We start from the raw sequence: 13,164 nt of genomic DNA, 5'->3' as shown, positions 1-13,164 counted from the left end.
CCGTTAGATGCGCTGAGACGTTTCCACGGCAGCGGTTGCGGAACGTTGACATCAGAGGAGGTCGGTTTGAGCTTGACGCAGTCGTTGACCAAGCACCTCAAATATCCCGAATTGTTTGCCGATCTGGCCGCCGTGCCTGATGGGAACGGGGCAGCGCCGGCGAAGCGGTTTTCGGTGTTCAACCCCTCCACCGGTGAACGACTGGCCGAACTCCCGGACATGGATGTTGAGGATGTCGCAAAGGCCGTCAACAACGCCGACGCGACGCAGGGACACTGGGCCGGGCTGACGGCCCGCGAGCGCTCTGACATCCTTTGGGAGTGGCACCGGCTGATCCTTCAGTACAGCGAAGATCTGGCGGCCATTCTGACGGCCGAGATGGGCAAACCCCTCGCAGAAGCGAAATCGGAGATCACCCATGCCGCCGCTTATATCCAATGGTATGCCGAGGAGGCCAATCGCATCTATGGCGAGACGATTGCGGCACCCTCCAACGACAGGCGGATGCTGGTGATCAAACAGCCGGTCGGTGTCGTTGGTGCGATCACCCCGTGGAATTTTCCCGCCTCGATGGTCGCCCGCAAGGTTTCACCGGCGCTCGCCGCCGGCTGCACCATCGTGCTGAAGCCTGCGGAGCAAACGCCTCTTGTGGCCGGCGCCATGGTCAGGCTCGCGAGCATGGCAGGGATTCCCGCTGGCGTTCTCAATCTTATTTACGCGTCGGAAGGCGATGCGGTTGGCCGCGAGCTGTGCGCCAACCCCAAGGTGCGAAAAATCAGCTTCACCGGGTCGACCGAGGTTGGGCGATTGCTCATGAGGCAGTGTTCGGACCAGATTAAGCGGATCAGTTTCGAGCTTGGCGGCAACGCCCCTTTCATCGTCTTCGATGATGCGGATGTCGACGCTGCCGTGGATGGCGCCATCCAGGCAAAATTCCGCAACGCCGGCCAGACCTGCGTGTCCGCCAATCGGATTTACGTGCAGTCCAGCGTGCATGATGAATTTGCCGAGAAATTCACGCGACGTGCGCGCACGCTCGTGGTCGGAGATGGCTTCCAGCCGGATGTCGCAGTAGGCCCGCTGATTGATGCCCGCGCGCTTGCAAAGATCGAAGGCCATGTTTCCGATGCTCTGCAAAAAGGCGGCAAGATCCGGTGCGGTGGCCACCGGATCAGCACGTTGGGAACATTTTTTGAGCCCACGGTGATTACGGAGGTCGCCAGCACAATGCGGCTGGCCCAGGAGGAAACCTTCGGACCGCTGGCGCCCATCATTCGCTTTGAGGATCCCGGTCAGGTGGTGCGCGAGGCGAATGACACCATTTACGGTCTTGCCGCCTACTTCTATGCGTCCAATCTCAAGCGGGTCTGGCACGTCGCTGAAGCGCTTGAATATGGCATGGTCGGCATCAACACCGGGCGCATGTCGTCCGAGGCTGCCCCGTTCGGCGGCGTCAAGCAGTCAGGGATCGGGCGTGAGGGATCGCGCCATGGTCTGGAGGATTATCTCGAGATGAAGTACCTCTGCATGGGAGGGCTGTAGCCCTGGAGAGACGGCCGGGCCGTGATGGCAACGTGCCCCCTCCCCTCACCGCGCCGTATGACCGTGAGCGGCCTTGCTGGCGTCGCGCCAGCAGCCGTGACGTTGGAGACGTGGCCAATCTCCACGCTCGAGAGGATCAGCGCAAGCATCTGCCCCTCGAAAGGCTCGATCACATAGGCAAGCGAAACGCCGAACAAACAGGCGTCAGAGCATGCGGTCTTGTGCGGCAGCTATGAAGTGCTTGAGGAAGCCATCACTGACGGGCAGGTAAAGGTCCTGAGATGGCAGGCTCCTGAAACTGTTTCATCTCTGGGTGCCCCACAGGTCCCTATACTCCCCAGAATGCCAAGGCCAGCCATTATCCCGCAACCCAGTGAGCCGGGAGCGGCTCAAGGATCCGGCTCCGCGTGAGAGCTCTGGCCGGCGACGACTGAAGGACCGTCAGCCGCGCCGCCTCTGCCTTTACGTCCGGCGGCGGGTCGACGCCGGATAGCTGCGGGGCAGAAGGTGCTCGAAGGTGCGACGGATGCGGCCGTAGCACTCGCAGGCCCTCCGCTCGAGCCCGGCCCGATTGCGGACCGTGATTCCGCCCCGGCCCTGCGCAATCAGTCCGGCCCGATGGAGCGCCCGCGTGATGGTGCTGACGGTGGAGCGCTGCACGCCCATCATCTCGGCCAGAAGCTCGTGCGTCAGCGGCAGGGTGTCCCGGTCAACCCGGTCGTGCGTGCTCAGGAGCCAGCGGCAGCACCGGGCCTCGACGTCATGAACCGCGTTGCAGGCGACCGTCAGCAGCGTCTGGCTGATCAGCGCTTCGCTGGCGCACAGGAAGGTGTGCCGCAGGGCCGGACGGGTGGCGATCGCCTCGTGCATGCGCGCGGTGGTGATGCGGGAGGCGGTGCCCGGAAGCAGGACGATGTAGCGCCCCAAGGCTTTGCGGGTGACCACTGCGGTCACGATGCCCACCAGAGCCTCGCGGCCGAACACCCCCATCTCGACCGAGTGGCCGTCCGCCATGACGGTGACCAGCGACACGATGCTGTCATGCGGGAAATAGGTGTGGATGAGCGGAGCTCCTGTGTCGTAGAGAACGGTCCCGCGCGCGAGGTCGACGCTCTCGAGATGAGCCTCCAGAGTGGCATAGTCGTCGGGATCCAGGGCCGCGAGAAAGCGGTTGGCCCGGTGGTCGGAGGACGTCGCGCCAGAGATCATCAGAGCAGCTTATCGTGGCGTGGGATCGGAACTAGTCTGACGATAGTCGAGGTTAGCCGACACCTGTGACAGTTCTTCGAAATGACCCCAGTGAGAGATTGTCTGCCGTAAGGTGCCGAAGAGCCGGTGTCAATCGGACTGGATCAGCTGAAACAGATAGTAGCCGTTGAACCGCACGCCAGCAGCGGCCGCTTTCGCGTGAAAGCCCGGCGGACTATCCGCCGGGCGGAGCGGCCGCTCGAATAACCAGCCCTCGTTGATGACGAAGCCGGGCACCGGTTAATCCTCGGGTACAGCGCAGAGGAGCTCCGGCCGTTGCCTATTGCGAAAGAGAATGTAGCCACGATCTGGAGTGTCTCTTGGGGCGTGTCAGGCTGGGGCGAGTTCGAGGACTAGGACGATTGAATGGCCTTCTTCCCGGCATGCGGCAAAAGGGAGCTTCCCTCTAGGGCTTCAACTTCTCGGATATGGCTGAGTGCAGTCTCTGGAGCCACCCGGTGATGTCGGACGAATAATGCGCTACCTCCATTGCGAGCAGCGCAAGGTCTTCATCCGACGAGACCCGGGCACCCTTCACTCCTGAGAGGAGCTTCATGACCTCTTTATCACGCGTGGGTTCCCGGGGGTCTGCGACCCAGCCGATGCTGGCCTTGTTGATGGCGAGCTTGAAGCGCTCTCCGCTCTGGAAGCGGGCATGGACAAACCACCCGTTGCCACTCGGGCTCAGGTCTACGACGGTGAGTGATGGAGTTCTGACGCCGACCTCGGGCGCCGGATGCTTATCGGCCACCTCCAGCACTTCCCGCAGCCCCTCAATGAACTGTTCCACACTCATCGCGGAGCGGGCCAGTGTCTCCATTCCATAGATCATCTGGCTGAGGCTGGTGAACGGATAGCCCGGTTCGCCCACCCTGTCGGTGCTCCAATGAAAGATAGAAGACAGCCTCTCGGTAATGTCCCTATCATCGGGAGCCACGCTGACGCTCTTGCCGTCCCTGCCGGCTGTCATCGTCGCCGTGCTGCCATCGGGGAACATGATCCGGAGCATGAGGAGGTCGCCATCGATGACCTTGGTTGTGAGCGCCACCGAATGCCTCCTTTCGCCTTAGGTCCCGACAGCGACGGTATACCCATCAAGCGGAGCCGCGGACAATACGAGCTCATCTTAGGCTCCAGCGGCTGGTCTCGATGCAAGCCGGAACAGAGCCATCCTCAGAATGACACCTGCCCAGAGCGGCCTCGGGCTCAGCTCTGGTGTGACAGGCCAAGTACGTCCCGATAGCCATGTGCCACGTCACCATGATGACCAACCCCATGCACCTGCATGGACGCCCTTATGAACAGCGTACCAATCACAGGAGCGATCCGGCGCCGTCAGATCGAGACTGAGGAACCTCAGGGTCGAAACAGCTAAAGCGCTTTTGATCTGGGCTTGCACCAGTCGCGGCAAACGACGCGTTGATTGTCACATCGGCTGATTTCATCCGCTGGAAGCCGTGCGTCGGGCCGGGGTTAATACAACAGTTCCAATCGATCGCAGTGGATACCCGCTCGACCAAACTGAGCGGGATCATGGAAGAATGAGTTCGTCGCCAGCGGCGGTTCCACACCGTGGAGACGATGAAAGAGGAGATTATTCTCCCGCGCCGCGCTGCCGTAGTGGAATCCTTCCAAAAGGCCGCCTCAGCTTAGAAGCCTTATAAGGAAAGATTAGTTTAGACATCCTATAAGTTATTGATGTTACTGAGCTATTTCTTGACGCAACGCACCAATCGTGGTTCCTGCAACGCATGAGCGGACGACGCTCTTGCCGGCGTCAAACAGCCACGGTATGACGACCTTAGTTGCAAATGACTCGCAATCGCAAAACGGAGACGGAATGAGTATGGCGCACCTGAGCGTGTCGAGTGAGGCGGCGATGGCCATCAAGTGCGGCCTGCGCCTGATGCACCTGCTGGGGTTGGCGCTGGGTTTAGGTGCCGCGACGCTGCTCGACTTGGTGATGTGCAAATTCCTGGTGAGAGGTGGCGTGCATGAGGAGCACTGGAAGGTCATCCGCTTCTCGTCGCGGATCGTCACGGTCGGCCTCGTGATGCTGTGGATCTCCGGGCTCGGCTTTCTCGCCCACTATGCGCTCTTTGCGCCCGCCAACCTGGACAACCCGAAAGTCTGGGCGAAGATAGCCATCGTCGGCGTCCTCTCGCTCAACGGCGTCTACATCCACCGCCGTGTTCTACCCTTCCTGAAGTCGAGGATCGGTCGAGGCCTGTTCGACGGCCTGGGTGCACGCGAGCGCTCATTGATGCTGGCCTCTGGCGCGGTGTCGGCCACATCTTGGTTCGTGCCCTTGGGGCTCGGTGCCATTCCGCAGCTGAACTTCGTCGTGCCCGCGACGATCATCCTGCTTGGGTATGCGAGCTTGCTCACGCTCGCGATCTGCGCGTCGACGGCCGTTGGTCGTTCTCTCGGCCACCAGGATGCGTCAGGTGCACGCGAGCGGCTCGGGACACAGGCTTAAGGTCCGCGCGGCCCGTGAACGTCAAGGCGGCGGCTGCCGCGACTGATTCAAGCCCAAATCAAAACCGCTTTGTTGTCTGGCTCGCACCTGAGGGCTTTACTCAGCAATTCCCTTGCGTAGGAGGCAGTTGACTGCTTCGACGACCCGTTGGTGCTCCTCCTCCGAGAAGGGAGTGAGGTCGTGCATTTCCAGGCTGTTCAGGCCCTCAATCGCCAACCAGCCCACCAGCGCCGCGTCGAGATCGTCCGATGTGGCTTTCAGGTTCTCCAGGGTCGCCTTGATGACCTCGCGCACGGGATCGAGCAGGCGCGGGTTCTCGGCCGAAGCGGCCAGCATGCCACTGGCGACCTCCTTCGTCTTGCCTTGGCGCAGCTTGAGCAGCGCTGCCGTGCACAGACGTGCTTCCAGGTTACGCCCGGGCTCGGCCTGAGCCCGGAGCGCCTCCCGCTCCGCCGCGACCTCGTCGACGAGTCGCTGGACCATGGCCTGAAGCAGCGCTTCCTTGCTAGGAAAGTTGTAGAGCAGACCACCCTTGCTGAGACCAGCCCGTTCGGCGACGGCATCCAGCGTCAGCCGTCCCGAACCGATCGCGCGCACAAGCTCCGCAGCCGCATCGAGAATCCTCTCGCGGGAACTTTTTCGGCCTCGCACAGGTCCCAACATGCACCACTCTTGCCCTGAAGCGTCCAGCCGAAATTCCATTCGCCATATCAGCGCCCGTCCTCCCGGCGTCAAGATCGGGTCGTGGCTGTTTCCGGGATGACCAGCCCCTCCCCGATCCGCGGGAGCTCGGCCACACTCGCACAGGACATGGAAGATCTGACTCCTGATGCCGTCTTAATACCATGCAGTAAGACCCGCAGCTGCCCTGGTGCACTGATGGTGCCTGTAATCCGCATGTGCTGGTCGGGAAAGCTCCAGGTAATGCACCGCCCCGTTCGCTCCCAGCGTCCAGGCCACTCGCCTTCTCCGATGCGCAAGGCATCGCAGATGTAGGGGCTCCCCTCCTCGTCCTGCAGTTCGCCGCCGCCCACCCCTCCTCTGGGATAGAAGGTGATCACGATCCGAGACTGATCCGAGGCTCGGGTGCACCGTCACAAGGAGCCCGCAAAACCTGTGCCGTCCGCCGATGCTCCCGCCAACGGGAGGGACGAGCATGGTGCTGATGCCAACGAATGCTCTCATGATCCGGATTTCGCCTGCGCAAGTGACGGAACCAATAGCAGTAGCTGCAAGTCGTTACCCAACCGCTGTTGCCGATCACGCGATCAGATACCGGCAGTCAGAAAAAAGCCGGGCCAAAGGCCCGGCATGAAGTTGAGTTTCGACATACGTCAAAACTTTCCAGAGGGAACGGCCGACACGGCACCGCGGGAGGAGAAAAGCGGCACCGTGGAAATTCAGCCACGGCTGATATGGGCGCTATCGCGTCTCTTTGCAATGCAGCATGCCTCACACAAGGGCTGCGTCACATGCATGCGTCTCATGGTGCAGCCAAAAAGGAGAAGATTTTTCTTCATGGGCCTCATGCACCAATACCTGCAGCGGCTGTGATTGTGACGGACGTTTTGATCTATCACACAGCGTGAAGGCACCCAGAGGTGTGTCCGCCCTCAGCGCTTGGCTCACCCGGTGACACACGAGCCATATCGACGATACGTGCGTGTTTCGCGTGATACGCATGCTGCAGCACCAAGCGGGCGTACAACCAAAGCCCTGATCACCAGGGCGGTCAACTCATATGACTGCTGAAGAAGTGCCGTGGCTCCGCTCCGTGATCAGCAGAAATGTGCCATGAAAGGTTAACCTATAGCTGTCCCGACCTACGGCAGCTGGGAACAGAGGTAGATGGCGGTAAACGCGGATGAAGCGGCAGATGCTACAAGAAGAAGATCAATGACTGCGTGAGGCCGATATATCAGAATCCAGTTTAGCATAATCTATCTCTAAAATGTGGGGTGAACCGCTGAGGACGGCCGAATATCAAGAAGCGCATACCGGTCAGTCTTCGCCTGCCTAGTGCATTCTCCTCCGGTCAGCCGTGACAACCAATGAACGCCGATCTGGCTCAACCTCGTGAGACGAGGGCGGCCGAACTGATGTCGGGGTTCGAACCTTCCTGTCATGCTCGTCAAGGATAGCGATTGCCGCTCGAGCCCAATCGCGAAACTTCGCCTTGAGCCGCTCGGGCTCAAGATCCCAATCCCATCCCTGCTCTTGCATCTCGTACAGGGCTTGAGCCACGGCTTCTATTTCCTGCAGGTTCATTGCTATTGGTCTCCTTTGAGGCATCGACGGGGGAGCGTCACGTGCGCTCGCCTCGGATGACCGCACCGCAAGTGTCTTCATCATCATACGGTGTTCAATCCGGCAGGCCTGACCGACGGCCGAAGCGAGCTACGGTTTACCCTGCGCGCGAGAGAGCACCGAATGCATTGATACGAGTACGAAAACTAACTCTGGTGCGCAGGCACGCTTGTAACTTGCTCAATCGTCTGTGCTCAAGGGAAAGATTGTCTCTTTTCCAAGTGTAAGCGAGAAGATCGTTTCTCCTACATTGTGTAAGCAGAAGGAACATCCTAAGGCCAACACAATCATGAGGCTGGAGTGCAAATCACCGCTTCATCATCGTCCTTTGAGATGACGCAGCAGACTTCGTAGTTCTTAGCGCGATCGTTGTAAGAGACGCCCGTCGGAACAACCAAGAGAATCAAGGTACGTCGGGGTCAGATGCGATCGTCCCGGTCCAAGCATTCTCGAGACCAACCAGGTATGATGCTCCGCCTAGAGCAATCGGACCGTCAGATAGATCGCACTGGCGATAACAGCCAACCCTATCACCAGACAAAGCAACCGAAAGCCCATGGAGGGCCTGCGTCGGACCCACCGATGCTCATCGACCTGCAGAAGATCATCGTCATCCTCTGTGCGCATCATAAGCCTCCCGGTTCTGTGGGTGGGAGTTGTCGTGGCCGCTGGCGGGCGGTCTCGTAACACCCGCATGCGATCTGCTCGAGGCCGGAGCCGTCGGTTACGGTGATCACACCGCGGTTCTGGTAAATCAAACCAGATGACTGGAGCCCACACGTGACGAGACTGACCGTCGAGCGTTGCACGCCCAACATCCGGGACAAATGCTCGTGCGTGAAGGGCAAGGCCGCCTGGTCGGCGCGATCCCGCATGGTCAGGATCCAGCGGCAGCAGCGCGCCTCGACAGTGTGGACGATGTTGCAGGCCATCGTTTGCAGGGCCTCTGCCAGCAGGGCCGCTTCATAGCACATGAAGAGCTCCCGCAGGTTCGGCCGGTCCTCGAACGCACGATGCAGGACGTCAGTGTCAATGCGTGCGCCGGTGCCTGCGATGTGAACAACATAGCGCCCGACAGATTGGCGCGTCACAAGCGTGCTGGCCAAACCAACCATGGCCTCAGACCCGAGCACCGCCATCTCGACGGTTCTGCGATCGGGGAGAACCGCCATGAGCGAGACAATGGCGTTATGCGGGAAGTAGACGAACGGCATGCTCTCATGGGTCTCATAGAGAACCGTGCCCTTCGGCAGCTCGACCTGCTGAAGGTGCGGCTCAAGATGCGCGAAGTCGTCTGGCTGCAGCGTCGACAGCAAGCGGTTCGTGCGATGGGACGATTGGCTCGAGGACAGTGCCATGGCAAGAACCCTTAGCCTATGTTCGACTGCCTGAGAGGCGGACAGACTGCGTTTGGTGCCGATGAATAAAACCTGCGCGTTTGCCCCTCGGAGGAATGGTACCCTTCTCCCAACATTGATCGAGCAACTCGAAGTGCTGAGCAGGATAGAAGAAGAAAATCAGTGTCCGGCCGGCATTGAGGTTTCTCGCCTCGGAAGTTGAGGGCGGACGCTCCTTAACGACGCCATGAATCTCTTGGATCAGTTCGGCTGAGGTATCGAGAAGTGTCACGTCGATTGCTCTGTAGGCTGCATCGGAAGAATCGGTGACCAGATCGGCTCCGGATTCGACCGAGCACTCGTGCCCTATCTTGTTCAACGGTAAATGCGGTGCGAAATTCGGTGCTTTCGCAATGCGCGCTCCACCTTCAAACGCATCTTTCGGAACTCCAATGCTCATTGCACGACTCCAATTTTGATAGCAGAGGCACTCTGTCCCTTTCTTAATCTATCGGGTCGGAAGCGGCTCCTCGCCTCGATAATCATAGAAGCCGCGCTTCGTCTTCCGGCCGAGCCAGCCGGCTTCCACGTATTTCACGAGGAGCGGGCAGGGGCGGTACTTGGAATCGGCCAAGCCTTCGTACAATGCCTGCATGATCGAGAGGCAGGTATCGAGGCCGATGAAATCGGCCAGCTGGAGTGGCCCCATGGGATGGTTGGCGCCGAGGCGCATGGCTGTGTCGATGGCTTCCACGGAGCCCACGCCCTCGTAGAGGGTGTAGATCGCCTCGTTGATCATCGGCAGCAGGATGCGGTGGACGATGAACCCTGGGAAGTCCTCGGCCACCGTTGCCGTTTTGCCGAGCATGCCGATGAATTCCTTGGCCGACTCGTAGGTCGTGTCGTCAGTCACGATACCGCGGATCAGCTCGACGAGCTGCATCGCCGGCACCGGGTTCATGAAGTGAATGCCGATGAACCGCTCCGGCCGGTCGGTGGCCGCCGCCAGTCGGGTAATTGAGATCGATGATGTGTTGGTGGCGATCATGGCGTCAGGGCGCAGAGAGGGGCACAGGTTGTTGAAAATCTTGCGCTTCACCTGCTCGTTCTCAGTCGCAGCCTCGATGACGAGGTCGCAGATCGACAGATCGCAATAGGACAAGGTCGGCCGGATCCGCTCAAGTGCCGCCTGCCGGTCGGCATCGGAGATCATGCTCTTCGAGACTTGGCGTTCTATGTTATCATGGATAGAGGCCAAGCCAGCGGTGATCCGATCGTCTGAGAGGTCGTTGAGCAGGACGTCGAATCCCGCGAGCGAGCAGACATGGGCAATGCCGCTGCCCATCTGCCCTGCACCGATCACGCCAACCGTTTTAATGGCAACTGCCACTTTGATACCTAAGGGGTTTCGTTGCGGTTGAATGGCACGAGGGGGCAAAGCGGCGAACTCAGGCATCAGGCAAGCCCCTCGTCGGATGACACAGTGCGGCTTTTCAGGAGGATGGTGATCCGCATCGGGCAGTCCTCTCAGGCGGCTTTTCTTCGGGCTTCGCAAATGAGGCCGACGGCGGTGGTCAGTTCGGACTCGTCGAATTCAAAGCAGCCGCAACTATCGAGGGTTGTGCCGGTGGCATGGGAGTGCACTTCCAGCCAAAATGGTGGAATACAACGCGACTTGTATCCCGGCTGGGTCAGCTCTGTCAGGCGCACCTCGACCGATCCAAAGTTCGCCAACGTTGCAGTTCTCGTGCCATTAACCTGGTCCGGCATCGCGGCGAGCTGCACGTACGCCAGAAGGATGTTCCGTTCGAGCTGATCTGGCTCAAGGGGCATGGCATCGGAGAGGCTTGGAGAGGACGATTTGCGCCGCGCCATCGGAAGCTCCGTTACGTCGCGTTCGATCAGGGTCATGCCGGTGCTATCCCGCTTGTCGATGGCGAAGACGCCGAGATCCGTGATTGCCGGGTCGATGACGCCGGCGCTGGTGAGCGGCAGGGTGCAGGCTTCGAGCAGTCCGTCCGCAGCGAACCGGTCCAGGCACGCTGCCGAATAAAAGATCTCGCCGCGGCCTCGCTTGAGGGCTTGCTCTGCTCGGACGTCATGAGAACAGCAAGATCCTCTGCATGAGTGCGCTTCAAAACAGCCCATGAGCGGAGGATCTTGCCGCGAGCAACGGGTGTATGGCCCCGCCAACGGAGGAAAGCATTACGAGCTGATGTGACGGCTTGGTCCACAAGATCCGTGGAGCAGACTGCAACATCCACGAGTTGCTCGCCAGTAGCCAGGTCATCAACCGGCAGTGTTGCTTCACATTCGATCCACTCATCGGCGATGAACGCACGATGCTCTGGGGTGAATTTCGGCTCAGTGTAGGGTATACCCGTCATGCCTCAACAGCCTCTGGCCCTGTGCCGCATGCCCGATCAGCACACAGCCTTCCGATGGATTGGAACTCAGATTGAAATCGTTTCAATCTCCAGCAGCTGGATCCTGCTGTAACCCTTTACGCGGCAATTCGCTCTTCGTCGCGTTCGGTGTGGCTCGGTATCCTCGACGACTGGTTCTGGGCCATGATGCATTGCATGGAGTCGAGCACGGCAGTCGGTGACGGATCCTTGAGGATGATATGCCCTTGGGCCGAGACTCTCGCTTGCGAGGCGGCAATCACGGCCGCCCGATGGGGATGACTGTCGTGATACTCATCGGCTAAAATCCAGCCATCGATCAGGCCAGGCAGAGCGGCACGGCTGAAGAGCCAGTCGATGGGACGGCGCCGGTCCTTCAGGATGTGGAAAGCCTGCACGCCGGACTCTGCCGCCACGACATCAAAGTTCCTGGCCCGAAGTTCCCGTGCAAGTCGCTCCAGAAACAGCGGGTTGGCATCGACGACGAGGATGCGTTCCTGCTCAGGTGTGTTCATAGCTGGCTCCTGGCGCCAAGTCAGATTGCTGGCGCGCCTCGATAGAATTTCCGTAGAACCTGTCAGTCATCGAAAATCGCCATTCCGGGTGTCAGATCTCCGTTACACTTGCATCCGTGTCGACACCTGGGAGGTTCAGGCGACCTATACTCTGGGTTATATTCGCTGGTACTATACAGTGGCCCGATGTGGCCTACGCTTAGGTCCTTGTTGATTGGTGGTGGCCCGCCCAACTTGGATGGCCTCTATGGGACCAACCAGTATCGTTGCCCGCCCGTCGCCCGCGAGTGCCCTTGGCGTAGCAGCAACCCGCCATCGCCGCGCGTTTGGTTCAAGCTCAGGTCAAAATGCTTTAGTAGATCGAACCCCAGCAATCTAACTGGGAACCGAGTGCGATTTATTGCAATATACGGCGTCAACTGCTTTAAATCCTGCAACTCTAGCCTCAATAACGCATAAAACGTGCATGTTTCGGATTGTGTGTGTCAAGTTCTGCAAAGCGGGGTGGCCGGTCAGGCTGGCTAAGCGGCTTCGCGAAGCTGATCCTTCTTGTACTCCGTCAGATTCTCCATGTTGAGGTAGCGGTGCGCCTCAAGCCGGTTCTCGTGGGTTTCGACCGCCAGCGCTTACACCAGCCGGAATATGAGGCCGCATTGGGAAAGATCTGCGCCACGTATGTGCGTCGGCTGAACTCCTCGCTGAACCGCTCGAGCATGTTGGTGCTCCTGAGGTGCTTATAATGCTGACGCGGCAAGCGTGAGACCGGTCAGCGTCTCCTCAACAACTCATCCAGCGTGCTCGGACGTACCTCCATTTCAAGCTTCTCAGCTATCTCGCAGAGCCAATCATATGGAATACGAGCCGGCTGTCCGCCGTAGAATTGTAGTTCGAGCTGACCAGCTTCATCGGGCTGCAGTTGAGCAACATGCTGGCCTTCCTCCCCAACAACTCAACGTACAGCTCAAAATCCTTTCCACGATCGTTGGTAATCTCTACGCTCGATCGCATTCGCACCTCGCCGTGGACCGTTCGAGAGGAAACCCAACGAAGGAGCCATCCGCCTTCCACCAGGCCCCTGAGCCGTCCGGAAACCGGATCCGCACAACCGGTCCGTGTGTTGGATGAACAATCATCGTCTATTGACCTCTGGCAATGATTTCATCGGTGATCGCTGTAGCGACCGTTGCGTTCTTCGGATCGTACCCCCCTGCACCAGCCCCTCAAGTCGCGAGCCGCATCGGCTCGCATGGCGGCACCCGGTACCACTGCATGGGGGCGGAGCCGTCAGTTCGTCTGGTGTCACGCTCATCCCGTCCTAACCGTGCTCAGAT

12 protein-coding genes and 1 pseudogene are annotated in these 13,164 nt (G+C 59.7%); 2 read left to right on the top strand and 11 right to left on the bottom strand.

Annotated features, from left to right (window positions below):
* Positions 1 to 111 precede the first annotated feature (111 nt).
* On the top strand, positions 112 to 1,542 hold the full coding sequence (locus ACD578_RS28120; protein WP_404295397.1) for an NAD-dependent succinate-semialdehyde dehydrogenase: 1,431 nt from the start codon (positions 112 to 114) through the stop codon (positions 1,540 to 1,542).
* A 462-nt stretch (positions 1,543 to 2,004) separates the two neighbouring features.
* Here the strand turns inward: ACD578_RS28120 and ACD578_RS28115 are convergent, their stop codons facing one another.
* The 3 genes from ACD578_RS28115 to ACD578_RS28105 form a co-directional block, all read right to left on the bottom strand.
* Positions 2,005 to 2,751, bottom strand: a complete 747-nt coding sequence (locus tag ACD578_RS28115; RefSeq protein ID WP_404295396.1) for a Crp/Fnr family transcriptional regulator — start codon at positions 2,749 to 2,751, stop codon at positions 2,005 to 2,007.
* 129 nt (positions 2,752 to 2,880) lie between these two features.
* Complete coding sequence (locus ACD578_RS28110) at positions 2,881 to 3,027, bottom strand: hypothetical protein (protein WP_404295394.1); 147 nt, start codon at positions 3,025 to 3,027, stop codon at positions 2,881 to 2,883.
* Between the two features lie 169 nt (positions 3,028 to 3,196).
* Positions 3,197 to 3,838, bottom strand: coding sequence for a hypothetical protein (locus tag ACD578_RS28105; RefSeq protein WP_404295391.1), 642 nt, complete (start codon positions 3,836 to 3,838; stop codon positions 3,197 to 3,199).
* A gap of 798 nt (positions 3,839 to 4,636) precedes the next feature.
* Between ACD578_RS28105 and ACD578_RS28100 the strand changes: the two genes are divergently transcribed.
* Positions 4,637 to 5,269, top strand: coding sequence for a hypothetical protein (locus ACD578_RS28100; RefSeq protein ID WP_404295389.1), 633 nt, complete (start codon positions 4,637 to 4,639; stop codon positions 5,267 to 5,269).
* A gap of 96 nt (positions 5,270 to 5,365) precedes the next feature.
* Here ACD578_RS28100 and ACD578_RS28095 read toward each other — a convergent pair whose 3' ends face one another.
* The 8 genes and pseudogenes from ACD578_RS28095 to ACD578_RS28060 form a co-directional block, all read right to left on the bottom strand.
* Positions 5,366 to 5,932 (bottom strand): TetR/AcrR family transcriptional regulator, encoded by a 567-nt coding sequence (locus ACD578_RS28095; protein ID WP_404295386.1) that lies wholly within the window; start codon positions 5,930 to 5,932, stop codon positions 5,366 to 5,368.
* Positions 5,933 to 8,202: 2,270 nt separating this feature from the next.
* Positions 8,203 to 8,934, bottom strand: a complete 732-nt coding sequence (locus ACD578_RS28090; protein WP_404295384.1) for a Crp/Fnr family transcriptional regulator — start codon at positions 8,932 to 8,934, stop codon at positions 8,203 to 8,205.
* Between the two features lie 16 nt (positions 8,935 to 8,950).
* Positions 8,951 to 9,373, bottom strand: a complete 423-nt coding sequence (locus ACD578_RS28085; RefSeq protein ID WP_404295381.1) for a hypothetical protein — start codon at positions 9,371 to 9,373, stop codon at positions 8,951 to 8,953.
* Positions 9,374 to 9,421: 48 nt separating this feature from the next.
* Entirely contained in the window at positions 9,422 to 10,303 is an 882-nt protein-coding gene (locus ACD578_RS28080) for a 3-hydroxybutyryl-CoA dehydrogenase (RefSeq protein ID WP_404295378.1), read from the bottom strand.
* Positions 10,304 to 10,440: 137 nt separating this feature from the next.
* Entirely contained in the window at positions 10,441 to 10,824 is a 384-nt protein-coding gene (locus ACD578_RS28075) for a hypothetical protein (protein WP_404295375.1), read from the bottom strand.
* The gene (locus ACD578_RS28070; RefSeq protein ID WP_404295373.1) at positions 10,821 to 11,300 is read right to left on the bottom strand and encodes an aldehyde dehydrogenase family protein; all 480 of its coding nucleotides are present in this window, start codon (positions 11,298 to 11,300) and stop codon (positions 10,821 to 10,823) included. The genes ACD578_RS28075 and ACD578_RS28070 overlap by 4 nt, the downstream gene beginning before the upstream one ends.
* A gap of 116 nt (positions 11,301 to 11,416) precedes the next feature.
* On the bottom strand, positions 11,417 to 11,833 hold the full coding sequence (locus ACD578_RS28065) for a hypothetical protein (protein ID WP_404295371.1): 417 nt from the start codon (positions 11,831 to 11,833) through the stop codon (positions 11,417 to 11,419).
* 521 nt (positions 11,834 to 12,354) lie between these two features.
* Positions 12,355 to 12,590: pseudogene (locus ACD578_RS28060) on the bottom strand (transposase); the annotation flags it as partial.
* Between the last annotated feature and the right edge of the window lie 574 nt (positions 12,591 to 13,164).

Source organism: Microvirga sp. RSM25 (assembly GCF_044784385.1).
Lineage (GTDB): Bacteria > Pseudomonadota > Alphaproteobacteria > Rhizobiales > Beijerinckiaceae > Microvirga > Microvirga tunisiensis.
The sequence above is the reverse complement of the archived record's forward strand: the minus strand, read 5'-3'. Positions and strand labels throughout refer to the sequence as shown.